The organism is Ideonella sp. sgz306126 (assembly GCF_056032705.1).
In genome coordinates this window covers 480,942-506,317 of the sequence record NZ_JBVYWP010000002.1, presented here as the reverse complement: position 1 = coordinate 506,317, position 25,376 = coordinate 480,942, and the positions used below count along the sequence as shown (strand labels likewise).

At 71.9% G+C, this 25,376-nt stretch carries 25 protein-coding genes and 1 riboswitch; of the genes, 11 read left to right on the top strand and 14 right to left on the bottom strand.

Annotated elements, in window-relative coordinates; translation table 11 throughout:
- Positions 1-115 precede the first annotated feature (115 nt).
- The 7 genes from thiD to AC0N04_RS06770 all read right to left on the bottom strand — a co-directional run bounded on the left by thiD (position 116) and on the right by AC0N04_RS06770 (position 8,418).
- Positions 116-1,690 (bottom strand): bifunctional hydroxymethylpyrimidine kinase/phosphomethylpyrimidine kinase, encoded by a 1,575-nt coding sequence (thiD, locus tag AC0N04_RS06800; protein ID WP_474279888.1) that lies wholly within the window; start codon positions 1,688-1,690, stop codon positions 116-118.
- Between the two features lie 7 nt (positions 1,691-1,697).
- The gene (locus AC0N04_RS06795; RefSeq protein WP_474279887.1) at positions 1,698-2,483 is read right to left on the bottom strand and encodes a thiazole synthase; all 786 of its coding nucleotides are present in this window, start codon (positions 2,481-2,483) and stop codon (positions 1,698-1,700) included.
- Positions 2,484-2,490: 7 nt separating this feature from the next.
- On the bottom strand, positions 2,491-2,751 hold the full coding sequence (gene thiS / locus AC0N04_RS06790; RefSeq protein WP_474279886.1) for a sulfur carrier protein ThiS: 261 nt from the start codon (positions 2,749-2,751) through the stop codon (positions 2,491-2,493).
- Entirely contained in the window at positions 2,748-3,890 is a 1,143-nt protein-coding gene (locus AC0N04_RS06785) for an FAD-dependent oxidoreductase (protein ID WP_474279885.1), read from the bottom strand. The genes thiS and AC0N04_RS06785 overlap by 4 nt, the downstream gene beginning before the upstream one ends.
- A gap of 3 nt (positions 3,891-3,893) precedes the next feature.
- The gene (thiC, locus tag AC0N04_RS06780) at positions 3,894-5,807 is read right to left on the bottom strand and encodes a phosphomethylpyrimidine synthase ThiC (protein WP_474279884.1); all 1,914 of its coding nucleotides are present in this window, start codon (positions 5,805-5,807) and stop codon (positions 3,894-3,896) included.
- A gap of 88 nt (positions 5,808-5,895) precedes the next feature.
- Positions 5,896-5,998, bottom strand: a riboswitch (TPP riboswitch).
- A 27-nt stretch (positions 5,999-6,025) separates the two neighbouring features.
- A complete protein-coding gene (locus AC0N04_RS06775) occupies positions 6,026-7,219 on the bottom strand; it encodes an acyl-CoA dehydrogenase family protein (RefSeq protein WP_474279882.1) in 1,194 nt (397 codons plus the stop codon).
- A gap of 14 nt (positions 7,220-7,233) precedes the next feature.
- Positions 7,234-8,418 (bottom strand): lipid-transfer protein, encoded by a 1,185-nt coding sequence (locus AC0N04_RS06770; protein WP_474279881.1) that lies wholly within the window; start codon positions 8,416-8,418, stop codon positions 7,234-7,236.
- Positions 8,419-8,683: 265 nt separating this feature from the next.
- Here AC0N04_RS06770 and AC0N04_RS06765 point away from each other — a divergent pair, with 265 nt between their 5' ends.
- A complete protein-coding gene (locus AC0N04_RS06765) occupies positions 8,684-9,799 on the top strand; it encodes an NADH:flavin oxidoreductase/NADH oxidase (protein WP_474279880.1) in 1,116 nt (371 codons plus the stop codon).
- A 10-nt stretch (positions 9,800-9,809) separates the two neighbouring features.
- Here the strand turns inward: AC0N04_RS06765 and AC0N04_RS06760 are convergent, their stop codons facing one another.
- From AC0N04_RS06760 to pqqA, 7 genes are all read right to left on the bottom strand, one after another.
- The gene (locus tag AC0N04_RS06760) at positions 9,810-10,046 is read right to left on the bottom strand and encodes a hypothetical protein (RefSeq protein WP_474279879.1); all 237 of its coding nucleotides are present in this window, start codon (positions 10,044-10,046) and stop codon (positions 9,810-9,812) included.
- Positions 10,047-10,131: 85 nt separating this feature from the next.
- Positions 10,132-12,453 (bottom strand): TonB-dependent receptor, encoded by a 2,322-nt coding sequence (locus AC0N04_RS06755; RefSeq protein WP_474279878.1) that lies wholly within the window; start codon positions 12,451-12,453, stop codon positions 10,132-10,134.
- A 96-nt stretch (positions 12,454-12,549) separates the two neighbouring features.
- Entirely contained in the window at positions 12,550-13,722 is a 1,173-nt protein-coding gene (gene pqqE / locus AC0N04_RS06750) for a pyrroloquinoline quinone biosynthesis protein PqqE (RefSeq protein WP_474279877.1), read from the bottom strand.
- The gene (gene pqqD, locus AC0N04_RS06745; protein ID WP_474279876.1) at positions 13,719-13,985 is read right to left on the bottom strand and encodes a pyrroloquinoline quinone biosynthesis peptide chaperone PqqD; all 267 of its coding nucleotides are present in this window, start codon (positions 13,983-13,985) and stop codon (positions 13,719-13,721) included. Before pqqD ends, pqqE begins: the two co-directional genes overlap by 4 nt.
- Positions 13,985-14,728, bottom strand: a complete 744-nt coding sequence (pqqC, locus tag AC0N04_RS06740) for a pyrroloquinoline-quinone synthase PqqC (RefSeq protein ID WP_474279875.1) — start codon at positions 14,726-14,728, stop codon at positions 13,985-13,987. The genes pqqD and pqqC overlap by 1 nt, the downstream gene beginning before the upstream one ends.
- Positions 14,725-15,639 carry a pyrroloquinoline quinone biosynthesis protein PqqB gene (pqqB, locus tag AC0N04_RS06735; RefSeq protein ID WP_474279874.1) on the bottom strand — a complete coding sequence of 305 codons (915 nt, stop codon included), beginning with the start codon at positions 15,637-15,639 and terminating at the stop codon, positions 14,725-14,727. Before pqqB ends, pqqC begins: the two co-directional genes overlap by 4 nt.
- Before the next feature lie 107 nt (positions 15,640-15,746).
- On the bottom strand, positions 15,747-15,821 hold the full coding sequence (gene pqqA, locus AC0N04_RS06730; RefSeq protein WP_474280508.1) for a pyrroloquinoline quinone precursor peptide PqqA: 75 nt from the start codon (positions 15,819-15,821) through the stop codon (positions 15,747-15,749).
- 179 nt (positions 15,822-16,000) lie between these two features.
- On the opposite strand from pqqA, the gene AC0N04_RS06725 reads away from it, so the two are divergent.
- From AC0N04_RS06725 to AC0N04_RS06680, 10 genes are all read left to right on the top strand, one after another.
- Entirely contained in the window at positions 16,001-17,449 is a 1,449-nt protein-coding gene (locus tag AC0N04_RS06725) for a sensor histidine kinase (protein ID WP_474279873.1), read from the top strand.
- The gene (locus tag AC0N04_RS06720) at positions 17,446-18,081 is read left to right on the top strand and encodes a response regulator (RefSeq protein WP_474279872.1); all 636 of its coding nucleotides are present in this window, start codon (positions 17,446-17,448) and stop codon (positions 18,079-18,081) included. Before AC0N04_RS06725 ends, AC0N04_RS06720 begins: the two co-directional genes overlap by 4 nt.
- 491 nt (positions 18,082-18,572) lie before the next feature.
- Complete coding sequence (locus AC0N04_RS06715) at positions 18,573-20,393, top strand: methanol/ethanol family PQQ-dependent dehydrogenase (protein WP_474279871.1); 1,821 nt, start codon at positions 18,573-18,575, stop codon at positions 20,391-20,393.
- A gap of 144 nt (positions 20,394-20,537) precedes the next feature.
- Entirely contained in the window at positions 20,538-20,924 is a 387-nt protein-coding gene (locus AC0N04_RS06710; protein ID WP_474279870.1) for a c-type cytochrome, read from the top strand.
- Complete coding sequence (locus AC0N04_RS06705; RefSeq protein WP_474279869.1) at positions 20,921-21,784, top strand: quinoprotein dehydrogenase-associated putative ABC transporter substrate-binding protein; 864 nt, start codon at positions 20,921-20,923, stop codon at positions 21,782-21,784. The genes AC0N04_RS06710 and AC0N04_RS06705 overlap by 4 nt, the downstream gene beginning before the upstream one ends.
- 10 nt (positions 21,785-21,794) lie before the next feature.
- Positions 21,795-22,532 (top strand): hypothetical protein, encoded by a 738-nt coding sequence (locus AC0N04_RS06700; RefSeq protein WP_474279868.1) that lies wholly within the window; start codon positions 21,795-21,797, stop codon positions 22,530-22,532.
- Positions 22,529-22,912, top strand: a complete 384-nt coding sequence (locus AC0N04_RS06695) for a hypothetical protein (RefSeq protein ID WP_474279867.1) — start codon at positions 22,529-22,531, stop codon at positions 22,910-22,912. Before AC0N04_RS06700 ends, AC0N04_RS06695 begins: the two co-directional genes overlap by 4 nt.
- 14 nt (positions 22,913-22,926) lie before the next feature.
- Positions 22,927-23,796 carry a quinoprotein dehydrogenase-associated SoxYZ-like carrier gene (locus tag AC0N04_RS06690; protein WP_474279866.1) on the top strand — a complete coding sequence of 290 codons (870 nt, stop codon included), beginning with the start codon at positions 22,927-22,929 and terminating at the stop codon, positions 23,794-23,796.
- Positions 23,797-23,811: 15 nt separating this feature from the next.
- The gene (locus AC0N04_RS06685; protein ID WP_474279865.1) at positions 23,812-24,801 is read left to right on the top strand and encodes a beta-propeller fold lactonase family protein; all 990 of its coding nucleotides are present in this window, start codon (positions 23,812-23,814) and stop codon (positions 24,799-24,801) included.
- A 26-nt stretch (positions 24,802-24,827) separates the two neighbouring features.
- Entirely contained in the window at positions 24,828-25,376 is a 549-nt protein-coding gene (locus AC0N04_RS06680; protein ID WP_474279864.1) for an SRPBCC family protein, read from the top strand.

Here is a 25,376-nt window from a genome sequence, read left to right as displayed (position 1 = left end):
ACGATCGGACAGCGAACTCGAGTACGGCATGGCATTCCTGCAATCACGGTGATTTTTCGATTCTGCACCATCGCCTCCGGACCGGGCCCTGCCGCGTCCGGCCGCCGTTCTGCGGTCAGCGCGACGGCCGCTGCTCCGGCGCCTGTGCGGCCAAGGTGCTGCGCGGCAGCTCCGGCGCGGCGATCGGCGCCGCCAGCGAGGCCGACGCGATCGCCGCCTGCAGGCCCTGGATCTCCCGCTCCGGATCGCGGGCCTGCACGATGCCGCGCAGCACCGCGACGCCGGCGGCGCCGCACCGCACGGCCTCGTGGCTGCGCCGGGCGTCCATGCCGCCGATCGCCACCACCGGTTCGCGCAGGACCTGGCACCAGTATGCGAGGTTGACCGGGCCCTGCGGCCGCCACGGCATGTCCTTGGTCGTGGTGGCGTGGATCGGACCGCAGGCGATGTAGCTCGGCGCCAGCGCGCGGGCGCGGCACACTTCCCAGAAGCTGTGGGTGCTGAGCCCGAGCCGCAGGCCGGCTTGGCGCAGCGCGTCCAGGTCGGCGGTGGCCAGGTCTTCCTGACCCAGATGGACGCCGTAGGCGCCGTGCTCCAGCGCCAGGCGCCAGTGGTCGTTGACGAACAGCTGGGCCCGCGCCGCGCGCGCCGCCTGCACGCTGCGCCGGATCTGCTGCGCCAGGTCGTCGCGTGCGCCGTCCTTGATGCGCAGCTGCAGCGTCCGCACGCCCGCCGCCAGCACCCGTTCGACCCACGCGGCGCTGTCGACCACGGCATACAGGCCCAGCCGCGGGTCGGCCAGCGAGGCGAACGGTGGCGGCGACGCGTGGCTGGCGGCGGACAGCGACGGCAGCAGGTCGGGCTGCAGGCCGAAGCCAGACGCCGGACGCACCGCGCCCGCCCCCGCGCCGCACGGCGCCGGCCCGGCCTGGCGCAGCGCCTGCGTGGTGTTCATCTTGGCGATCACGGCGGCGTCCGCGGCACAGAAGTCACGTGCCAGCGCCGCGGCCATCGACGATGCGAACACGCAGCCGCTGCCGTGATGGTGGCGGGTGTCGACCCGCGGCAGCGCCAGCCAGCCCTGCGCCTCGGGCGCGTCCAGCCAGTCGATCGAGCGCTCGCCGCCCGCGTCGCCACCGGTGATGACCACCGCCTGCGGCCCCAGCGCGCGCAGCGCGGCGGCGGCGCGTTCGACCGCCGCCGGCGCCGCCAGCGCCGCCGCGTCCCAGCCCAGCAGCCACGCGGCCTCGGCGCGATTGGGGGTGATCGCGGTGGCGCGCGGCAGCAACTCGCGCAGCAGCGCCTCGCGCAAGGCCTCGCTGCTGAGGTCGGCGCCGGTGCTGGCCCGCCACACCGGATCGACGACCAGCGCGACCGGCCCGTCGCGCCGCAGCCGGTCGACCCAGGCGGCCACGCAGCGGACGTTCTGCGCGCTGCCGAGCAGGCCGGTCTTGATGGCGCGCGGCGGCAGATCGCTGGCGAGCGCGGCCAGCTGCGCCTCCAGCAACGCCGTGGCCACCGGTTCGACGTGCTCGACGCGCACCGAGTTCTGCGCCGTGATCGCCGCCACCGCGGTGCAGGCCTGCACCGCCAGGCTGTCCAGCGCGCGCAGGTCGGCCTGCAGCCCGGCGCCGGCGCCGCTGTCGGAGCCGGCGATGCTCCACACCACCGGGCGGATCGGGTCGTTCATGCCGCCCTCACAGCTCGAACGGCCGGCCGCTGACCGGGGTCGACGCGACGGCCATCTCCTGCGGTGCCAGCAGGCCGGACCGGTGGCCCAGCCAGCCGGCCTCGATCGCCAGCCCGAACGCGCGCGCCATGCCGACCGGATCGGCCGCCTGGGCCACCGCCGAGTTGAGCAGGACCGCGTCCAGCCCCAGCTCCATCGCCTGGACGGCATGCGACGGCGCGCCGATGCCGGCGTCGACGATCAGCGTCACCTCGGGCAGCCGCGCGCGCAGGATGCGCAGCGCCCAGGGGTTGAGCAGGCCCTGGCCCGAGCCGATCGGCGCGCCCCAGGGCATCAGGATGCGGCAGCCGGCATCGACCAGGCGCTGCGCGCTGACCAGGTCGTCGGTGCAGTACGGGAAGACCTCGAAGCCCTCGCGCACCAGCTCGTCCGCCGCGATGCACAGCTCCCACGGATCGGGCTGCAGCGTGTGCTCGTCGCCGACCACCTCGAGCTTGATCCAGTGCGTGCCCAGCAGCTCGCGCGCCATGTGGGCCAGCGCGACCGCCTCGCGCGCGGTGCGGCAGCCGGCGGTGTTGGGCAGCAGGTGGGCGCCGCTGGCGCGGATGATCTCCACGAAGCCGTTGTCGCCCGCCCCGGCCGCGAGCTGGCGCTTGAGCGCCAGCGTGACGACCTGGCTGCCCGACGCCGCGATGGCCTCGCGCAGCACCTGGGGCGAGGGGTAGCCCGCCGTGCCCAGCAGAAAGCGGCTGCGCAAGGGCCGGCCAGCCAGCACGAAGTCGGTCGATGTCATCTCCACCTCAGCCTCCCACGATCGCCTGAAAAACGCTCACCTGATCGCCCTCGCGCAGGGCGTGCTCCTGGCGCCGGTCCCGGGCGACGAAGCGGCCGTTCACGGCCGTCGCCACGCCTTCGGGCGGCTGGCCCAGCCGCGCCAGCAGATCGGCCAGCGTGCCGTGGGCCGGCAGGTGGTGCACGACACCGTTGACGCGGACCGCCAGCGCCGCCTCGCCGACCGCAGCGCCCGCCGCCGCGTCGGCCGCACACTCGATCGGCCTCATGGCGCCACCGCCTGCGGTGCCGGGGCCGCCGGCGACGCTGTGAAGCCGGCCTGCCGCAACGCGTCGTCGACCAGGGCCGGGGCGATCAGCCAGCCGTGGCGGAACAGTCCGTTGATGCGGGTCAGGCCGGGCCGGTGTTCGATCCGCGGCAGGTTGTCCGGCAGCGCCGGCCGCAGGTTGGTTTCGGTGTGCACGACGCGCGCCTCGGCCAGCTCGGGCAGCACGCTGTGCGCGGCCGACAGCAGGCCCAACAGCGTGCGCACCGAGATCGGCGAACGGTCTTCCGACTCGATCTCGCTGGCGCCGACCACCACCAGATCGCCCGGCCGCGGCACCAGATAGACCCGCCAGCGCGGGTGCAGCAGCCGCAGCGGCCGCCGCAGCACCAGGCCGGGCGCGTGCAACCAGAGGATCTCGCCCCTCACGCCGCGAAGCTGCGGCGTGAACCCCAGGTCCTCGCCGCGAAGCTGCGGCGTGACGCCCGGATCCTCGCCACCCGGTGGCGGCGCCAGCCCCGCGCCGGGCCGCGCGCCCACGCCGCGCGCGTCGAACACCGCGTCGAAGCGCTGCGCGCCGAGGCGCCCCGGCGCCAGGTCCGTCACCGCCTGTCCCCAGCACCAGCGCACGCCGCGCCGCGTTGCGGATTCGGCCAGCGCCTGCATCGCCTGCACGGTGTGGATCTGGCCTTCGCCGTCCAGCATCCAGGCATGGGTCGGACCGTGCACCGCGGGCTCGAGCTCGCGCAGCTGATCGAGGCTCAGCGCGCGCGGCGCGCGGCCGGCAGGCATCTTGCCCTGCAGCAGGCCGATCAGGCGCTGGGCGCTGCCCAGGTCGCTGCGGTGCGCCAGCATCAGGCTGCCCTCGCGGCGGAAGTGGACCGCTGGCGCGAGCGAGCCGACGAACCCGGCCCACAAGGCCAGCGAGCGCTGGCCGAGCTCGGCGACCTCGGCGTTCGCGCACTCCAGCTCGGCCCAGGGGCTGAGCATGCCGGCGGCGGTCCATCCCGCGGCCTGGCCGCGGTCGAGCGGGCCGGCGGCCGGATCGAACACCGTGACCGCATGCCCCAGCCCCGCCAGCCGCCAGGCCAGCAGGCGCCCGACCAGGCCCGCGCCGGCGATGCCGACCTGCTGCGCCGCCATCGCTCAGGCCTCCTCGGCGGCCGGGCGGATCGGGATGTAGAGCTCGCCGCCGGCCTGCCTGAATTCCTGGGCCTTGTCCGCCAGGCCCTGCGCCAGCGCGGCGCCTTCGCTCAGGCCTTGGGCGGTGGCGTAGTCGCGCACCTCCTGCGTGATCTTCATCGAGCAGAACTTGGGCCCGCACATCGAACAGAAGTGCGCCTCCTTGCTCGAATCCTTGGGCAGCGTCTCGTCGTGGAAATCGCGCGCGGTGTCGGGGTCGAGGCTGAGGTTGAACTGGTCGTGCCAGCGGAATTCGAAGCGCGCCTTCGACAGCGCGTCGTCGCGCGCCCGCGCCGCGGGGTGGCCCTTGGCGATGTCGGCGGCGTGGGCGGCGATCTTGTAGGCCACGATGCCGGCCTTCACGTCGTCGCGGTCGGGCAGGCCCAGGTGCTCCTTGGGCGTGACGTAGCAGAGCATCGCGGTGCCCATCCAGCCGATCATCGCCGCGCCGATCGCGCTCGAGATGTGGTCGTAGCCGGGGGCGATGTCGGTCGTCAGCGGCCCAAGGGTGTAGAAAGGCGCCTCGTGGCAGTGCTGGAGCTGCTCCTGCATGTTGGCCTGGATCAGGTGCATCGGCACGTGGCCCGGGCCTTCGATCATGGTCTGCACGTCGTGCTGCCAGGCCGTCCGGGTCAGCTCGCCGAGCGTGCGCAGCTCGGCGAACTGGGCCTCGTCGTTCGCGTCGGCGCCCGAGCCGGGGCGCAGGCCGTCGCCGAGCGAGAAGCTCACGTCGTAGGCCTTCATGATGTCGCAGATGTCTTCGAAGTGCGTGTAGAGAAAGCTCTCCCGGTGGTGCGAGATACACCACTTGGCCATGATCGAGCCGCCGCGCGAGACGATGCCGGTGCGCCGATTCGCCGTCAGGTGGATGAACGCCAGGCGCACGCCGGCATGGATGGTGAAGTAGTCGACCCCCTGCTCGGCCTGCTCGATCAGCGTGTCGCGGAAGATCTCCCAGCTCAGGTCCTCGGCCACGCCGCCGACCTTCTCGAGCGCCTGGTAGATCGGCACCGTGCCGATCGGCACCGGCGAGTTGCGCACGATCCAGTCGCGCGTGGTGTGGATGTTGCGGCCGGTGCTCAGGTCCATCACGTTGTCGGCACCCCAGCGGATCGCCCAGACCAGCTTCTCGACCTCTTCGTCGATGCCCGACGTGACCGCCGAGTTGCCGATGTTGGCGTTGATCTTGACCCGGAAGTTGCGGCCGATCGCCATCGGCTCGACCTCGGGGTGGTTGATGTTGGCCGGGATGATCGCGCGGCCGCGCGCGACCTCGTCGCGCACGAATTCGGGCGTGACGATGCGCGGGACCTGCGCCCCCAGCGGCCGGCCCTGCAGGCGCAGCTCGCGGCCGGCATCGGCGAGGTACTCGGCCATCCACTCGCGGCGGCCGTTCTCGCGGATCGCGACGAACTCCATCTCCGGCGTGACGATGCCGCGCCGCGCGTAGTGCATCTGCGTGACATTGGCGCCGGCCCGCGCGCGGCGCGGCGCGCGCTGCAGCCCGGCGGCCTCGCGGCGCAGCGCGGCCAGGCGTTCGGCCTCGCGGGCCTCGTGCCGGCTGCCGTCGTCGAGCGCCTGCGGCGCGCGGCCGGCGTAGCCCTCGGTGTCGCCGCGGGCCTCGATCCAGGCGGCGCGCAGCGGCGCCAGGCCGCTGCGCACGTCGATCGATGCGGCCGGATCGGTGTACGGCCCCGAGGTGTCGTACAGCGAGATGTGCTCGCCGTTGGTCAGCGCGACCTCCCGCATCGGCACGCGCAGGCCGGCGTGCAGCTCGCCCGGCACGTGGACCTTGGTCGAGGCGGGAAACGGCGCACGCGTCAGCGCGAGGCGCTCGGCGAACGGGGCGGTGTCGAGGGGAGCTGAGGTCGTCGTCATCGGGGCGGTCTTTCCGTTGGGCAGGTGGTGCTCCGGAAAGTGCCCCTTGATGTGTGCGCCACGGCGTGCCGCCATGACGTGAACCTCAACGGGAACCAACGGCTCTTCTTACGCCGGTATGAACCGGATCAAGTTCGTCGGGTTCGGCGTCGTCGCCATCTCAGCACTTGCGTGCACCCCGGAGCGGGGCGCAGTGTACGGGCGGCGGCGCGCGAAGGTCAAGACGATGATGAACGCGCCAACCCGTCCCGGCCGTCACCCGAGGCGAACAGCCGGCGCGAGATCAGGTCTTTCATGATCTCGGTGGTGCCGCCGTAGATGCGCTGGATGCGCGCATCGGCGTAGAGGCGCGCGATCGGGTAGTCGACCATGTAGCCGTAGCCGCCGAACAGCTGCAGGCACTCGTCGGTGACCTTGCCCTGCTGTTCGGTGCACCACCACTTGGCCATGTAGGCGGCCTCGTCGTCGAGTGTGCCGTCGAGCAACCGCTGGATGCAGTCGTTGACGAAGCTGCGCACGACATGCGCCAGCGTCGCGCATTCGGCGAGCTTGAAGCGGGTGTTCTGAAAGTCCGACAGCGGCTGGCCGAACGCGTGCCGCTGCCGGGTGTAGTCGACCGTCAGCTCCACGGCGCGCTCGATCACCGCCGCCGCCGGCACGCACAGCAGCAGGCGCTCGTAGGGCAGCTGGCTCATCAACTGGGCGAAGCCTTCGCCTTCCTTCTCGCCGATCAGGTTGGCCGCCGGAATGCGAACGCCGTCGAAGAACAGCTCGGCGGTGTCGGAGGCGTGCTGGCCCAGCTTCTCGAGCCGCCGGCCAACCCGGAAGCCCGGCAGCCGTTCGGTTTCCAGCACCGCCAGCGAGACGCCACGGCTGCCGGCACCGCCGGTGCGCACCGCCACCACCAGCAGGTTGGCGGTGGCGCCATTGGTGATGAAGGTCTTGGCGCCGTCGATGACGTACGCGTCGCCATCGCGCCGGGCGCGGGTGCGCAGCGCCTTCAGGTCCGAGCCGCAGCCCGGTTCGGTCAGCGCGATGCCGGCGAGCAGCTCGCCGCTGGCCAGCCGCGGCAGCCAGCGCTGCTTCTGCGCGTCGGTGCCATAGTCGAGCAGGTAGTGCGCCGCGATCGTGTGGACCGCGGTGTTGGCCGGCATCTCGGCCCGCGCCAGTTCGTCCTGCACCACCAGCTGGTAAGCCAGCGAGGCGCCCGCGCCGCCGTGGGCCTCGTCCAGCTCGGGCAGCAGGAACCCCATCTGCCCGAACCGGCGCCAGATCTCGCGCGGAATGAAGCCCTGGCGGCGCCAGCCGTCCAGCTGCGGCGCCAGTTCTCCGGTGATGTAGCGGCGGACGGCGTCGCGGAAGGTCTCGATGTCCGCGTCCATCCAGCGATGGCGATGAAGCTGCGGCAGCATGGTCCGGTCCCCGCTCACTGGCGCTCGTAGAGGGTCACCACGCAGGCCCCGCCCAGGCCCAGGTTGTGCTGCAGCGCCAGCCGCGCGCCGTCGACCTGGCGGCGCCCGGCCTGGCCGCGCAGCTGCTGGACCAGCTCGGTGCACTGCGCCAGGCCGGTGGCGCCCAGCGGGTGGCCCTTGCTGAGCAGCCCGCCCGACGGGTTGGTGACGATCCGGCCGCCGTAGGTGTTGTCGCCAGCATCGACGAAGGCCTGGGCGCCGCCGGGCGGGCACAGGCCCAGCGCTTCGTAGCTGATCAGTTCGTTCTGCGCGAAGCAGTCGTGCAGCTCGACCACGTCGAGGTCCTGCGGGCCGACGCCGGCGGCCTCGTAGACCTGCTGCGCGGCCGCCTGCGCCATGCCGTAGCCGACGAGTTCGCGCATGTCGTTCGCCTCGAACGTGGACGGCCGGTCGGTGGTCATCGCCTGCGCGCGGATGCGCACCCGCCGGTCCAGGCCGTGGGCCTGGGCGAAGGCGTCCGAGCAGACCACGGCCGCCGCCGCGCCGCAGGTCGGCGGGCAGGCCATCAGCCGCGTCATCACGCCGGGCCACAGCGTCGGCGCACTCAGCACCTCCTCTTCGGTGACCACGTTGCGCAGCAGCGCCAGCGGGTTGTTCGCGGCGTGGCGGCTGGCCTTGGCGCGGATCTTCGCGAAGGTGGACAGCGGCGTGCCGTACTGCTGCATGTGGGCCAGGCCGGCGCCGCCGAAGTAGCGCAGCGCCAGCGGGATCTCGGCGTGGCCGACGAGGGCGTCGGTGGCCTCGTCGAAACGCTCGAACGGGCTGGGCCGGTCCTTGAACACGGTGCCGAGCGCACCCGGGCTCATGTGCTCGAAGCCCAGCGCCAGCACGCAGTCCGCCGCGCCGCCGGCCACCGCCTGGCGGGCCAGGAACAGCGCGGTCGAACCGGTGGAGCAGTTGTTGTTGACGTTGACGACCGGGATGCCGCTCATGCCGACCTCGTAGAGCGCGCGCTGGCCGGCGGTGGAGTCGCCGTAGACGTAGCCCACATAGGCCTGCTGCACGCGCTCGTAGGCGAGGCCGGCGTCGGCCAGCGCGGCCCGCGCAGCGGTGGCCGCCATCTGCGGATAGGGCAGGTGGGCCCCGGGTTTGGCGAAGGGGATCATGCCGACCCCGGCGACGACGACGTCATGGCGCATCAAGGACTCCTGTGCCAGCGAGGACGCCGGCGCGGGCAGCCGCGCCTCGTGCGCGGCCGTCCCGGGGGCCCTCGATCCCGCGGCGTGGCGGGCCTGACAGTATCGGCCCATGCGGGCCAGGGGCATCCGCGGGGGCCCCTGGCCGGCCGCGCGCTGCAGGCCGCGCCGCCACCACGTACATTGCGGTCTGCCCCGCCGCAGGCGAGGGTGCAGCGCAGCGGCCCGCGCGCCGCTGAGATCTCCGGTCACGATCCCCATCGCCCTCATGAGCCACCTCTTCTCCCCCCTGACGCTGGGCCCGCTGACGCTGGCCAACCGGATCATCGTCGCGCCGATGTGCCAGTACTCGGCCTGCGAGGGCACGCCGGGCGACTGGCACCTGATCCACCTCGGCCACCTGGCCTTGTCCGGTGCCGGCCTGCTGGTGCTCGAAGCCACCGCCGTCTCGCCCGAGGGCCGGATCTCGGCGCTGGATCTGGGGCTGTACTCCGACGCCAACGAGGCCGGCCTGGCCCGCATCCTGGCGGCGATCCGCGCCCACTCGCCGATCGCCGTGGCGATGCAGCTCAGCCACGCCGGCCGCAAGGCGTCCAGCCGCGCCCCCTGGGACGGCGGCGCCCAGCTGGCGCCCGACCAGCCCCCGGGCTGGAAGACCGAGGCGCCGTCGACCGTGCCGCACGCGCAGGGCGACGACCCGCCGCTGGCGCTGGACGGTGCCGGCCTGGCCCGGGTGCGCGACGATTTCGTCGCCGCCGCGCGGCGGGCGGCCCGGCTCGGCCTCGACGGCATCGAAATCCACATGGCGCATGGCTACCTGCTGCACCAGTTCCTGTCGCCGCTGGCCAACCAGCGCCAGGACGCCTACGGCGGCAGCCTGGAGAACCGGATGCGCTATCCGCTCGAGGTGTTCGAGGCTGTGCGCGCCGCGTTCCCGGCCGACCGGCCGGTGTGGGCGCGCATCTCGGCGACCGACTGGGTGCCGGGCGGCTGGGATCCGGACAGCTCGGTGGCGCTGACCCGGGCGCTGAAGGCGCGCGGCTGCGCCGCCATCCACGTCAGCAGCGGCGGCGTGTCGCCGGCCCAGGCGATCCCGCTCGGACCGGGCTACCAGGTGCCGCTGGCCGAGCGCATCAAGGCCGAGGCCGGGCTGCCGACGATCGCCGTCGGCCTGATCACCGAGCCGGCGCAGGCCGAGGCCATCATCGCCAACGGCCAGGCCGACGCGGTCGCGCTGGCCCGCGCGATGCTGTACGACCCGCGCTGGCCCTGGCATGCCGCGGCCGCGCTGGGCGCGCAGGTGCAGGCGCCCAAGCCGTACTGGCGCTCGCAGCCGCGCGAACTGAAGGACTTGTTCGCCGGCGCGAGCTTCGGGCAGCGCTGAGCAGCGGCGCTCAGCAGCGCCCGGAGCGGCGGCTGCGCGGCTGCAGCTTGTCCAGCTCGGCGATCTGCTGCTTCAGCAGCAGCAGCAGCGAGCGGGCGTGCTCGACCGGCAGGCGCAGGCAGCTGGCGCCGGCGGCCTCGTCGCGCGCCGGGCGCGGCAGCACCAGCGCATCGATGCCGATCTCGATCAGCCCGTGGTCGTGCCGGAGCGATTTCAGCCGCTGCACTTCGATGTCGTAGGTCTTCACGCGGGGTCTCCTGGGGGATGCGATGCCGGATTGTCGGCGCCCGCCTGCGCCGCGCCGCGTGTGACACGGGCGCGCGACGAGAAGCTCATCCGCCGGCGGCGCCGTCGCCGAAGCGGTAGCTGAGCCCCAGCCAGAGGCCGCGCGGCGCGCCCACGGTGCGGAACTGCTCGTTGCGCCAGCTCGCGCCGCTGGGGTCGAACTGGTGGCCGGGCGCGGTGAAGACGTTCTGGCCCAGCGTGCCGAAGCTGGCGTAGCGGCGGTCGAACAGGTTGTCGACCTTGGCGAACAGCGAGAGCCCGGGGCGCAGGTGCCAGCGGGCGTCCAGATGGAACAGCGCATAGCCCGGCAGCGGACCGTTGACATCCTGGTTGTTCTCGTCGCCGCGGGCGTATTGGCGCGACTGCGCCATCAGGTTCAGGCCCACGCTGCCGCGGTCGGCGATCCGCCACTCCGCGCGCAGCTTCGCGATCTGCCGGGGCTGGCCCGGCATCCGGTTGCCGGGCAGCACCTGGATGTCGGTGCAGGTCGGGCAGGCCAGCGGTGCGGCGGTCGAGTTGCTCGGGCTGTTGAGCCGCAGCGGCGTCTGGAAGGTGGCGTCGATCAGGCTGTAGTGCGCGCTGAGCCGGAGCGGCCCGGTCCGGCGCTCCAGCCCCAGCTCGACGCCCTGGCGGCGGGTCCGGCCCACGTTCTGGAAGTAGCCGGCGCTGGTCGCGCCGCCGCCGCTGCTGATGAACTGGATGTCGTCGTCCAGTTCGGTGCGGAACACCGCCGCGCTCCAGGCCCAGCCCGGCGCCACGCGGCCGCGCGCGCCCAGCTCCCAGGTGTGCGAGATCACCGGCTTGAGCGCGGGGTCCGACGAGAAGGCGTTGGGCAGCGAACAGGGCGCCGTCGGATCGGCGCAGCTCAGCTCCACCGGCGTGGGCACCCGCATGCCTTCGTTGTAGCTGGCGTAGGTGGTCAGCGTGGGTGCGGGGTTGTAGGTCAGGCCCAGCGCCGGATTGAGCCGCTGGAAGGCATGGTCGCCGTTGAGCGCGGTGCCGAGCTGGTCTTCGAGCCGCACGGTGGCGCGGTTGAAACGTCCGGACAGATTCAGGAAGGTGCGGGGCGTCAGGCCGAAGGTGTCTTCGGCATACACGCCGGTCGCGGTCGCCTGCGAATGCAGCGAGGTCGCCAGCACCACGGGCTGGGTCGAACTCGTGTCGCGCGACGAACCGGCTTCCTGGTTGGACTGGGTGAAATCGGTGCGGCCGCTGTCGACGCTGGCGCCGACCACGAACTGGTTGCGATGCCCCGCCAGCGCGGCCAGCGAGCTGAGCTGCACCGACGCGCCGGGACGGCTCTGGTCGATCTGGTTGATCGCGTTGCCGGTGGGCTGGTTGCCCGGGCCGACCGGCAGCGCCGGATCGAAGTTGTTGTTGACGTTGCTGTTGAACGCATGGGTGTCGACCGCCCGGTGGTACAGATCGCCCTCGATCAGCCACCGGTCGGTCAGTCGCCGCGAGGCCTTCAGGTTGACGAAGACCATGCGGTTGCGCTGGGTGTCCGGCCAGGAGTAGGACTGCCGCAGGTCGTCCATCATCGACAGGGGCAGGGTCTGGTTGCCCTCCATCCGGTTGTCGGCCAGGCTCAGGCTGAGGTCGACCGCGCTGCCGCCGGCGTGCCAGCCGAGCTTGCCGAAGGCCTGGCGCACGTGGCTGGGGTTGTGCTCGCCCCAGCCGCCGTCGACCACGTCGCTGCCGCTCAGGAAGGTGTCGAACGCGCCGCGCTGCGCGCCGGTCTGCACCTGCAGCGCGCGCCGCCCGAAGGAGCCGCCCTGCACCTCGATCTCGGTACCGGGGTCGCTGCGGCCGCTCTTGGTGCCGACATTGAGCGCGCCGCCCAGCGTGTTCAGGCCGAAGACCGGGTTGGAGCCCGGCATCACCGTGACCTGGTCGATCGCGGCGGCGGGGATCAGGTCCCAGTTGACCGTGTCGCCGAAGACCTCGTTGACGCGCACGCCGTCGACGAACACCGACAGGCCCTGCGGCGTCCCCAAGGCGGGCGACGCGGTGAAGCCGCGGAAGTTCACGTCCATCTGGAAGGGGTTGCCGGCGGTGTCGTTGACGTTGACGCTGCCGAGCGCCTGGTTCAGGCCGGCCGACAGGTCCAGCGTGCGCCGGGTCTCGAACTCGCCGCCGGACAGGGTCTGCACGTTCGCGCTGACCTGGTCGATCGGCGTGCCCGCGCCGGGCAGGATCGTGGTCCCGACCACCACCACGGTCTGGGTCGGCGCCGGCTCGTCGGCCTCGGCCGCCGCCCCGAACGCCACCGCCGCCGCCACGCCCGCCAGCAGCCCCGCCGCCCGGCGGCGCGACGGCAGCGCCGGTGCGGCCGGAGAACGGGAAGGGGCGAGAGCACGGGGGGTCATGGCGGCCACCAGGGGAGGGACATCGTTGCGTTCGGCGCCCTCACGGGGCGCGGGTCGCGCAGCGTACCGCAACCGCCCCGCTGCCGCGCCGACCGCTCACCGGCGCGGACCGGGAGGCGCCGCCGTCAACGCCATCGACGAGGCCCGATCGCGGAAGACGATGGGCTGCGGCGCCGGCCGGCCCGACTCGGCCTCGGCGACGGCGCGCTGCACCACGCCGTGATGCGGACTCTTGGGGCAGACCGGGTCGGCGGCGGCCGCGTCGCCCGCCAGCAGGTAGGCCTGGCAGCGACAGCCGCCCAGGTCCTTTTCCTGGTCGGGGCAGGACACGCAGGGCTCCTTCATCCAGCCGGTGCAGCGGAAGCGGTTGAAGCCGTCGGAGTCGTACCAGAGCGCCTTCAGCCCCTGCTCGCGCACGGTGGGAAAGTGCAGGCCGGGCAGCATGCGGGCCGTGTGGCAGGGCAGCGCAGCGCCATCGGGTGCGATCGTCAGAAAGACGTTGCCCCAGCCGTTCATGCAGCGCTTGGGCCGGCCCTCGTGGTAATCGGGAGCGACGAAGAACAATTTCATCTGCCCGGCCAGCCTGAGCCGCCAGGCATCGGTGACGGCCTCGGCGCGCCGCAGCTGCTCGGCCGTGGGCAGCAGGTGGGCGCGGTTGACCTCGGCCCACGAGTAGTACTGGGTGTTGGCCAGTTCCAGGTACTCCGCGCCCAGCGCGTGCGCCATGTCGATGATGCGGTCGATGTGGTCGATGTTGAGCCGGTGGATCACCACGTTCATCACCATCGGCCAGCCCTGGGCCTTGAGCATCTCGCCCACGCGCTGCTTGTGGGCGAAGGTCTTGGTGTGCGAGAGGAAGTCGTTCATCTCGCGGGTGGAATCCTGGAACGAGAGCTGGATGTGATCCAGCCCGGCGGCCTTGAACGCGGCGGCGCGGGTCTCGGTCAGGCCCACGCCCGAGGTCAGCAGGTTGGTGTAGTAGCCCAGGCGGTGCGCCTCGGCGATCAGCAGTTCGAGGTCGTCGCGCAGCAAGGGCTCGCCGCCGGAGAAGCCGCACTGCACTGCGCCCAGCGCGCGCGCCTCGCGCAGCACGCGCAGCCATTCGTCGGTGCTGAGCTCGTCCTCGTGGCGGGCGAAATCGGTCGGGTTGTAGCAGAACACGCAGTGCAGCGGGCAGCGGTAGGTCACCTCGGCCAGCAGCCACAGCGGGGGGCCGATCGCCGGCGTGGCGGCCGGCGGCGGCGTGACCGAGGCGAAGGCGCAGCTCATGCCAGGCTGACCCAGCGTTGGCTGACGGCGAGGTCCAGGAAGGCCTCGACCTCGGGCCGCAGCGCGCTCGTGCCGAAAGCCGCCTCCAGCTGGGCGACCACGCTGTCCAGGTCGGCCTGTCCGTCGCAACGCGCCAGGATCTCGCCGGCGCTGCGATTGAGCTTGACCATGCCCTCCGGGTAGAGCAGCACGTGGCAGCCCTGCGCCGGCTCCCACTGCAGCCGGAAGCCGTGGCCCAGGCGGGGCACCTGCGCGCCGTCCATCAGGCCGCTCGCGCCGCCGGCGCGGCCAGGTAGCGGGTGGCCATGGCGTCGTTCATCGCCCACAGCACGTCGAGCTTGAACTTCAGGATGTCGAGCGCGCGCCGCTGCAGCGCCAGCGTGTCGAAGTGGCTCAGCGTGATCTCCAGGCCTTGCTCCACGTCGCGCCGGGCCTGCGAGATCCGGTTGCGGAAATACTGCAGGCCGGTCGACTCGATCCAGGGGTAGTGCTCCGGCCAGGTGGCCAGGCGCTGCTTGTGGATCTCGGGCGCGAACAGCTCGGTCAGCGACGAGCACACCGCCTCCTGCCACGGCGCGCGGCGGGCGAAGTTCACGTAGGCATCGACCGCGAACTGGACCGCCGGAATGACGTGGCGGAAATCGGTGATCTCCTCGCGGCTCAGGCCGCAGGCCACGCCCAGGCGGATCCAGGCCTCGATCCCGCCTTCGTCGCGGGTCTCGCCGATCTGGAAGCCGTCGTGGTCCAGGATGCGCTGGATCCACTCGCGGCGCACCGCCCGGTCCGGGCAGTTCGACAGCACCGCCGCGTCCTTCACCGGGATCGCGACCTGGTAGCTGAAGCGGTTGGCGACCCAGCCGCGGATCTGCTCGGGCGTCGCGCGGCCGGTGTTGAGCATCACGTTGAACGGGTGGTGGATGTGATAGGCCTTGCCCTGCTCGCGCAGGCGGGCTTCGAATTCGTCACGCGGCCAGGCCGGCGCCGAGACGGGGGAGAGGGGAGTCACAGGTCGATCTCCAGGCCATCGAAACTGACCTCGACGCCGGCGGCGGTGCAGGCCGCACGCTGCGGCGAGTGCTCGTCGAGGATGGGGTTGGTGTTGTTGATGTGGATCAGCCACTTGCGGGTGGCCGGCGGCAGGCGCGAGAGCCAGGCCAGCATGCCGTCGGGCCCCGACTGGCACAGGTGGCCGATCTCGCTGCCGAGCTTGTTCGACAGGCCCAGGCGCCGCATCTCGTCGTCGACCCAGAAGGTGCCGTCCACCAGCACGACGTCGGCGCTGCGCATCGCTTCCCAGACGGTGGGATCGATCTCGGCCAGCCCAGGCGCGTAGAAGATGCGGCGGCCGCTGGCCAGGTTCTCGAACACGAAGCCGACGTTGTCGCCGGCCACCGGCGACGCGCGGTGCGGCGAGAACGGCGCCGGCTTGCTCGACAGCGCCAGCGCCCGCACCCGCAGGCCCGGCACGCCGGGAATCTCGAAGGCCGCGCCATCCGGCGTGATGCGGTGACGCTCGACGCCGCAGAAATGGCCCAGCACGCGCAGGATCGGGTTGCCCTGGGTGAGGTCGTCGTGGACCGGATCGGTGCACCACAGCGGCAGCGGCCGGCCTCGTTCGCGCAGCATGAACAAGCCGGTGGTGTGGTCGATCTGGCCGTCCGCCAGCAGCACGCCGGCGATGCCGCTGTCGCGCAGCGCCCGGCCGGGTTGCAGCGCCGGCGCGGCCTGGATCTGCTGCAGCAGGTCGGGCGAGGCGTTGACCAGCAGCCAGTCCTGCGGCCCGCCGACCGCGATCGACGATTGCGTCCGGGCGCGCAGGCCCGGGCGGCCCGCCCGCACCCCGGCGCATTGGGCGCAATTGCAGTTCCACTGCGGAAAACCTCCGCCAGCGGCCGAACCGAGGACCATCAGCTTCATCGACAAGGACTCGTGGCGCGAAGGGGCGTGCAGGCCGGGCCGGCGGACCGCCGGGAACGCGAAGCGGCAGCACGGCACCGGGGCCGGTGCTGCCGCGGAAGGGCCGCTCAGCGGGCGGCGATGTACATCGTGATTTCGAAGCCGAAGCGGAAGTCTTGCGCGGTCGGGGTTTCCCAGGTCATCGGAGGTCTCCTTCAGGTTGAACAAGGCGCCAGGGCCTGGCACCGATGACGGAGTCTGGGCCGCCGCCGCCGCCGCGTCGTCGCCCCGATCATGATTCGGCGCTCATGATTTTCATGAACCTGCGGCGGCCACGGCGGCCGGCCCGGCGCACCGCGGCGCCGGCGGACACAATCGCGCCATGGCCGATCCCGCACCGCCGCGCCCGCCCTCGCCCGCCCCGGCCCCGCCCGGCCCCGCCGTGCGGGGCGCCGGCCTGCGCCTGCGCCTGAACGCGATCTTCGCCGCGGTGGTGGGCCTGTTCGTGGCCTCGCTGCTGTGGCAGCAGATCGACGCCACCCGCAGCAGCGTGCGCGAGGAGATCGAGGCCTCCAACCGGATCGCCGCGCAGTTGCTGGAGCGCGTCAGCTGGATCGTGGCGCGCGGCGGCCCGCAGGCCATGCTGGGCTTTCTGGAGCAGCTCGGCCACCTGCGCGCCAACGACATCACCCTGGTCGACGAGCAGGGCCGCACGCTGTACCGCTCGCCGCCCGCCACCTACAAGCAGGGCCGCAACGCGCCCGCCTGGTTCAGCGCCTGGGTCGAGCCGCCGCTGCACCGCCAGCTGATCCGCATGCCCGGCGGGACGCTGACGATCCAGGCCAACCCCTCGCGCGCGATCCTGGACGGCTGGGACGACCTGGTCCACCTGGCCGGCTCGGCGCTGCTGGCACTGCTGGCGCTGAACGTGGCGGTGTTCTGGGCGGTGGGCCGCACGCTCAAGCCCTTCGGCCAGATCGTCGACGGCCTGCGTCGCCTGCAAGGGGGCGACTACGCCTTCCGCCTGCCCCGGCTGCGCGGGCGCGAGGCGGGCCTGATCGGCGCCTCGGTGAACCGCCTGGGCGAGACGATCGAGGCCAACCTGCAGCAGCGCCTGGACGCTTTCGAGGCCGAGCGCCGCCTGGCCGAAAGCCGCACCTGGGCGCAGCGCGTGGAGCAGCGCCTGGAGGCCGAGCGGCGCGAGATCGCCGCCGAACTGCACGACGAGCTGGGCCAGTCGGTGACCGCGATCCGCTCGCTGGCGCGATCGCTCACCGGCCGGCTGCCGGCCGGCGACGCCGAAGGCCGCGAGGCGGTGCAGCTGATCGACACCGAGGCCGCCCGGCTGTACGAGGCGATGCACGGCATGATTCCGCGCCTCACCCCGCTGGCGCTGGGCCCGCTGGGCCTGGCCGACGCACTGGGCGACCTGGTCGCCAGCGTGCGCCAGCGTCACCCGGCCTGGCAGCTCAGCCTGAGCGTGGACGGCCCCGACGCGCCGATCGGCGATGCCGTCGCGCTGGTCGCCTACCGGGTGGCGCAGGAAGCGATCAACAACGCCTTGAAGCACAGCGGCGGCCGGCGCATCGCGCTGTGCCTGGCCGAGGCGCCGGGCGCCGGCCTGCGCCTGAGCATCACCGACGACGGCAAGGGCCTGCCGCCGGCCCCCGAGCGGCCGGTGCGCTTCGGCCTGACCGGCCTGCACGAACGCGTGCGGGCGCTGGGCGGGCGTTTCGAGGCCGATCGCCTCGCCGGCGGCGGGACCTGCATCGTCGCCCACCTGCCGCTGGCGCCGGCCGCGGGCGACCTGCCCGCGCGGGAGCGGCCATGATCCGCGTCGTGCTGGTCGACGACCACGCGGTGGTGCGGATGGGCTTTCGCATGCTGCTGCAGGCCGCCGGCGGCGACATCGCGGTGATCGGCGAGGCGGCCGACGGCGAGGCCTTGCTGCGCGGCCTGCCGCAGTGGCCGGCCGACGTGATCGTGATGGACCTGACCATGCCCGGCCTGGGCGGCCTGGAAACGCTGCGCCGGCTGCGCGCGCGCGATGCGGCGCCGCCGGTGCTGGTGCTCTCGGCCCACGAAGACACCGCCTACCCGCGCCGCGCGCTGAACGCCGGCGCGCTGGGCTATCTCGGCAAGCGCAGCGCGCCCGAAGCCCTGCCCGAGGCGGTGCGCGCGGTGGCGCAAGGGCGGCGCTACCTGGACGCCCAGACCGCGCAGCACCTGGCCTTGTCGCAGCTCGACGGCGCAGCCAGCCCGTTCGACGCGCTGTCGGAGCGGGAATTCGAAGTCTTCGTCCGCCTCGCGCAGGGCCGCAGCGTCCACGAGATCGCCCAGCAGCTGAGCCTGTCGTCCAGCACCGTGGGCACGCATCTCTACAACATCAAGCAGAAACTGTCGGCGAGCAACCAGGCCGAACTGACGCTGCTGGCGCTGCGCTGGGGCGTGATCGAGGCCTGAGCGGCGGCCGCGCCGGCCGGCCCGGCGCCTGTCCGCCCCTACCGGGCGCGTGGTCTTGCGTGCGCCCGCCGCCGCGCGACGCGGCCTTCCTGCGGCAGGCCGTTGCGCGAGACAGGCCGCGGCACACTTTGCGTCGAAAGTGGTCAAGAACGGCCGGGCCATGGGCGCTGACGGCGCGGCGGTCCGGCCGGCGACCCGGCCTGCGCCCTCGGTCCCGCCCCGGGACTTTCCCTGAGAAATCGGCGATCCGGCCGTACCGGACCGGCCTGCCGAGCGCAGCCGTCGAGCGCCCCGGCGACGCCCGCCACCGAGCGTAGAACAGGCCTTTTCGAACGCTGCGCCGAGGCTTCGGCGACGCGCCCGGTCGGCTGCCGGCGCCGTTGTCACGGGCACGCTAGTTGCGGAAAGGGCTGCGTCGGTTCATGGGTCGCAGCGGCTTCGGGTGGTGCCTGCGTCCGCCTCCTGACCACCCTTTGTTCGAGGAGACATCAATGAAAGTATCCGGGCTATTGACCCGCCACGTGGTTCGCCGTCTGTGCGTCGGCCTGCTGGCGCTACCGGCATTGGCGATGGCCAACGCCGACGTCGAGAAGAACATCGCCAACCCGGCCAACTGGGCCATGCCGGCCGGCGACATGTTCAATCATCGGTACAGCAAGCTCAACCAGATCAACAAGACCAACGTCGGCAAGATGCAGGTCGCGTGGACCTTCTCCACCGGCGTGCTGCGAGGCCACGAAGGCTCGCCGCTGGTGGTCGATGGCGTGATGTACCTGGTGTCGCCGTTCCCGAACCGGGTGTTCGCGCTCGACGTCGACACCCAGAAGATCCTGTGGAAGTACGAGCCCCGCCAGGATCCGGCGGTGATTCCGCAGATGTGCTGCGACACGGTCAACCGCGGCGTGTCCTACGCCGAGGGCAAGGTCTTCATGCAGCAGGCCGACTCGACGCTGGTCGCGCTCGACGCCAAGACCGGCAAGCTGGTCTGGTCGGTGAAGAACGGCGACCCGAAGACCGGGGCGGTCAACACCAACGCGCCGCAGGTCTTCAAGGACAAGGTCATCACCGGCATCTCGGGCGGCGAATGGGGCGTGCGCGGCTTCCTCGCGGCCTACGACATCAACACCGGCCACCTGGTCTGGAAGGGCTACTCCAACGGCCCGGACAGCGAGATGCTGATGGACCCGGACAAGACCATGACCTGGACCGACGGCACCATGCAGCCGGTCGGCAAGGACTCGTCGCTGAAGACCTGGAAGGGCGACCAGTGGAAGACCGGCGGCGGCACCACCTGGGGCTGGTACAGCTACGACAAGGCGCTGAACGCGGTGTTCTACGGCACCGGCAATCCGTCGACCTGGAACCCGGCCCAGCGGCCCGGCGACAACAAGTGGTCGATGTCGATCTGGTCGCGCGACGTCGACACCGGCAAGGTCAACTGGGTCTACCAGATGACGCCGCACGACGAGTGGGACTACGACGGCATCAATGAAATGATCCTCGCCGACATCCCGGTCAAGGGCAGGATGACCAAGGCCCTGGTCCACTTCGACCGCAACGGCTTCGCCTACACGCTGGACCGCACCACCGGTGCGCTGCTGGTGGCCGAGAAGTACGACCCGGCGGTGAACTGGGCATCGAGCATCGACATGAAGTCCGGCCGGCCGGTCACGGTGGCGAAGTACTCGACCGACCGCAACGGTCCCGACGTCAACACCAAGGGGGTGTGCCCCGCGGCGCTCGGCTCCAAGGATGAGCAGCCCGCGTCGTTCGATCCGAACACCGGCCTGTTCTACGTGCCGACCAACCACGTCTGCATGGACTACGAGCCGTTCCAGGTCGACTACACCGCAGGCCAGCCGTTCGTCGGCGCGACGCTGTCGATGTACCCGGCCCCCAACAGCCACGGCGGCATGGGCAACTTCATCACCTGGGACGCCAGCAAGGGCAAGATCGTGCAAAGCCATGCCGAGCGCTTCTCGGTCTGGAGCGGCTCGCTCAACACCGCCGGCGGCATTTCCTGCTACGGCACGCTGGAGGGCTACCTGAAGTGCGTCGACGCGCGCAACATCAACAAGGAGCTGTACAAGTTCAAGACCCCGTCGGGGATCATCGGCAACGTGTTCACCTACGAGCACAAGGGCAAGCAGTACATCGGCGTGTTCTCGGGCATCGGGGGTTGGGCCGGCATCGGCATGGCCGCGGGCCTGGAAAAGGACACCGATGGCCTGGGCGCCGTCGGTGGCTACCGCGACCTGGCGCAGTACACCGAACTCGGCGGCTCGCTGACGGTGTTCGCGCTGCCGAACTGATCTGACCAAGGGTCTACCTGTAGCCCGCGCTGCGGCGGACCGCGTTGATCACGCTGTCCGCCGCGTTTTTTTCCGCAGGTGTGAACCACCCCGTGGCAGCACACCGACCCCGTGTTCCCTCGTCACCCGGAGATCTCGCTCGTGATGAAACCCGCCGCACTGGTCCTGCCCGCGCTGCTGGCGCTGCTCGCTGGCACCGCCCTGGCCGAAACCCCGCTGTACACGGTCGAAGACGGCTACAAGGTCGACGCCAACACCCTCAAGGGCTTCCATGCCTGGCGCGCGGCTGCCTGCGACCGCTGCCACGGCCCCAACCAGGAAGGCCTGGTCGGGCCCTCGCTGATCGAATCGCTCAAGGTGTTGAGCAAGGACGATTTCGTCAAGACGGTCACCAACGGCCGGCTCGACAAGGGCATGCCCAGCTGGAGCGGCAGCCCGGTCGTGATGAACAACATCGACAGCCTCTACGCGTACCTCAAGGGCCGCTCCGACGGCAAGATCACGCGTGCCCACGTCGAGCCGATGCCATGAAGCCGCCGACCCCCCTTTTCCTTGCGTCGCTGCCGCTGGTCGCGCTGGTCGCGGCGCTGGCCAGCCTGCCGGCCCGCGCCGAGGAGCCCGCGCCACGCAGCGCGCTCAAGGTCTGCCAGGACCCGAACGACATGCCCTTCTCGAACGAGGCGGGCGACGGCATCGAGAACCGGCTGGCCGAGCTGTTCGGCAAGTCGCTCGGCGTGCCGGTGCAGTACTTCTCGTTTCCCAACCGCCTGGCCTTCATCCGCAACACGCTGAAGTACAAGCTGCCGGGCGAGGACTACCGCTGCGACATCGTGATGGGCGTGCCGGTCGGCTTCGACCAGGTCTCGGCCACCAAACCCTATTACCGCTCCACCTACGCGCTGGTCTATGCCAAGGGCCGCGGTCTGGACGCGGTGCACAGCGCCGACGACTTCTTCGCGCTGGGCACCGAGCGCCTGTCGCACCTGCGCATCGGCGTCTTCGACCGCTCGCCCGCGTCGGCCTGGCTGGTCAAGCACCAGTTGGTCGACCAGGGGGTCCCGTACCGCATGCTGAACCCCGACCCGGCCCAGTACCCGGGCGAGATCCTTGAACACGAGCTGGCCGACGGCAAGATCGACGCGGCCGTCGTCTGGGGCCCGCTGGCCGGCTACTACGCCAAGCGGGTGCAGTCGCCGCAGCTGGTGGTCGTGCCGCTGCACTCCGAGCCCGGCGTGCGCTTCGACTACCAGATGGCGATGGGCGTGCGCTACGGCGAGCCCCAGTGGAAGCAGCAGGTGCAGGCCTTCCTCGACACGCACAAGCCCGAGATCGCAGCCATCCTCAAGGACTACAACGTGCCCGTGGTCGACGGCCCGGACGGCACCCCGTGAGACCCGGCCCATGCGCATGATCCGCCTGCCCCGGGTGCTGGCGCTGGCCCTGGCGGCGCTGCTGACGGGGGCGGCCGCCCAGGCCCCGTCCAGCGCCCCGGCCACCGACTTCTCCGAGGCCGAGCGCCTGCTGCTGATGAGCGACCAGCTGCACGCCGTGCATCCGCCCGTGACGCTGCACTACCGCTACCAGAAGAGCGGTTCGCTGGAAGCGGGCTTCGTCGATCAGGTCCGGCTTCACCTGAGCCCCGGGGCCGATGGCCATTGCTGCGCGGCCCGGGGCGAGTTCCTCAGCGGCAGCCGGCGGCTCGATCTGCCGGCGCTGCCGCAGGCCCAGGGCAATCCGGTGATCCTCTTTTTCCTGGAGCGCGACATCCGCGAGATGCAGCGCCTGACCCACGGCAGCAGCAGCTACTTCCGCAAGCGCATCCGGATGGCGCTGTACCAGGCGGCGCAGGTCCGGGTGGTCCACCCGCTCTGGCGCGGCAAGCCGGTGACGGCGCACGAGATCGCGATCCAGCCCTACCTGGCCGATCCCAACCACGAGCGCTTCGAAGCCTTCACCGGCAAGCACTACCGCTTCGTGCTGAGCGACGAGGTGCCGGGTGCGGTGCTGACGATCCAGAGCCGGGTCGACGGCGCCGTCGGCGCGCCGCCGGTGCTCGAAGAAGACCTGGCGCTCGACCCGGCCCGTGGCACCGCCCGCGCCTCGCCCACCCCTTCCGTTGCAACCGCAGGCTCACCATGAACTCCGCAGATCCTTCGCCCGCTCCTCGCCTGGCCGCGCTGCTGATGGCCTTGCTCGCCGGCACCGTGCTGGCGGCGCCCCGCACGGCGCCGGCCCACGATTTCCCCACCATCGACCGGGTGCTCTACGTCAACGACTGCATGCACGCCCATCCCGGACCGTTCTACGAGATGGCCAACAAATGCGCCTGCGCGCTGGACCGCCTCGCCGACGAGGTGAGCTACGACGACTACGTCACCATGTCGACCGCGGTCAACGCCAACAGCATCGCCGGCGAAGCGGGCAACTCGATTCGCGACACGCCGTCGCTGCAGAAGCAGATCCATCGCTACCGCGACTTGCAGGCCAAGGTGCAGAAGGCCTGCTTCATCACCCACTGAACCGGCCTGCCGCGATGCGCTCTGTCCTGTCTCGCCGCGCGCTGGTCGGAGCCGGCCTGGGTCTGGGCCTCGCCGAGGCGCCGCGGGCCCAACCCGAGGCGGCCGCGCCGCCGCGCCATGCCGACGAGAACGACGATCCGCAGACCGGCGTGATGTGGGGCAAGCTGCACCGCCAATTGTTCGGCAACCGGCCGGTGCAGCTGGCGACCGCCGCCGAGCTGGCGCTCCATGCGCCGCGGCGCGCGGCCGACCCGGCCTTCGTCCCGCTGGCGGTGAGTTGCGGCCTGCCGCGCACCGCTGCCAGCTACGTCAAGCGCCTGGCCCTGCTGATCGACGACAACCCCTCGCCGATCGCCGCGCTGATCGACCTGCCGCTGGACGGCGCCTGGCCCGACCTGGAGACCCGGGTGCGGGTCGATCAGTACACCTTCGTGCGGGCGGTGGCGGAGATGAACGATGGCCGCCTCTACATGTCGCCGAGCTTCGTCAAGGCCTCGGGCGGGTGCTCGGCGGCGCCCGGCACCGACGCCGCGGCCGCGCAGACGACGCTGGGCCGGATGCGTTTCCAGACCCAGCGCACGCCGCCCTGGCAACCCGGGCAGCCGCTGACCGTGCAATGGATGATCAGCCACCCCAACGCGTCGGGCATGGTGATGGACGCGTACACCCGCCAGTACGCGCCGGCCGAGTACGTGCGCAACATCCGGCTCTGGCAGGGCCAGCGGCTGCTGCTGTCGGCCGACGTCGATTTCGCGCTCAGCGAGAACCCCAGCCTGCGCTTTCGCTTCGTGCCGCAGGGCGATGCGCCGCTGCGCGCCGCAGCGATCGACACGCGGGACCGGCATTTCGGCGCCAGCATCGAGCTGGCCGCGCTGCTGCGCTGAACCGGGCCCGCGCAGATGCCCACCGTGCAACGCGCCCTGCACCGCGGCGTCCGGCGCCGGAGCCGGTCCCTGGCGGCCCTGATCGGCGTGGCCGGGCTCGCGGCGGCCGGCGTCGCCCTGGCCGCACCGCTGGCCTGGATCACCAACCAGGGCAGCAACGACGTGTCGGTGCTGGACCTGGCCGGCGACCGGGTCGTGGCCACCGTCCCGGTCGGCCAGGCGCCCGCCGGCGTGGCGGCCTGCACGCCCTGCAACGCGGTCTTCGTCGCCAACGCCGCGGGCCACAGCATCTCGGTGATCGACCTGGCCCGGCGCGAGGTCCGCGGCCGCATCGAGGCCGGGCAGGGCACGGTCGGCCTGGGGGTCGGCGGCGACGGGCGCCGGCTCTTCGTGTCCGACTGGTACGGCGCCCGGCTGCTGATCTTCGACACCGCCACGCTGCGCCCGCTGGGCCAGGTGCCGCTGGGTCCGGCGCCCGCCGGCGTGGCCGCCACGCCCGACGGCCGCCAGGTCTGGGTCGCGGAACGCGACGACAACCGGGTCGCGCTGATCGATGCCGAGCGTGCCCGCGTCGTCGCGCGCGTGCCGGTCGGCGCGCATCCGTTCGCGCTGCTGCTCGACCCCGAGCGCCACCGGCTGTACGCGATGAACGTCGAGGACGACTCGATGTCGGTGATCGACACCGGCTCGCGCCGCGTGGTGACCACGCTGCCCACCGGCCACGCGCCGTACGGCGCGACGCTGGCCGACGGCGGCCGGCTGATCTACGTCACCAACCAGCATGACGACAGCCTGAGCGTGTTCGATGCCGCGACGCTCGCCCCGCTGCGCATCCTCACCGGCTTCGGCTACCCCGAAGGCATCGCGACGCTGGGCGACCGCGTCTACGTCGTGAACTGGATGGACGACGACCTCGCCGTGCTCGACGCCGCCAGCGGCAAGACCCTGGCGCGCATCCCGCTGGGCAAGAACCCGCGCGGCTTCGGCGCCTTCATCAGCCTGTGATCCCGACCCTTCCTGGAGACCCCCGCATGATCCGACCCACCCGCCTCGTCCCCCTGGCCGCGCTGGCCGCCGCACTGGTGGCGCTGCCCTGGCCGGCCCAGGCGCATGGCCCGACCCGCCAGAAGGTCGAGGAAAGCATCGACATCGACGCCCCGGCCGCCGCCGTCTGGGCGCGCATCAAGAAGTTCACCGCGCTGCAGGACTGGCAGCCGCTGGTCGTGCGCAGCGATGCCGACCACGGCGACGAGCCCGGCTCGCTGCGCACCGTCCAGTTCAAGGCCGGCGGGCAGATGGAGGAGTCGCTCGAAGGCCTGGACGAGGCCGGGATGCGCGTCAAGTTCCGCTCCAAGCTGGGCGGCGGCCTGCCGGTGCTGCCGGTCAACAACTACACCTCGTCGCTGCAGGTCAGCGACGAGGGCGGACATTGCAAGGTCGAATGGCGCGGCGCGTTCTACCGCGGCTACCCCAACAACGACCCGCCGCCCGAGCAGAACGACGAAGCCGCCGTCAAGGCCGTCACCGCCTACTACCAGGCCGGCCTGGCCCACCTCAAGGCGCTGAGCGAGGGGCATTGA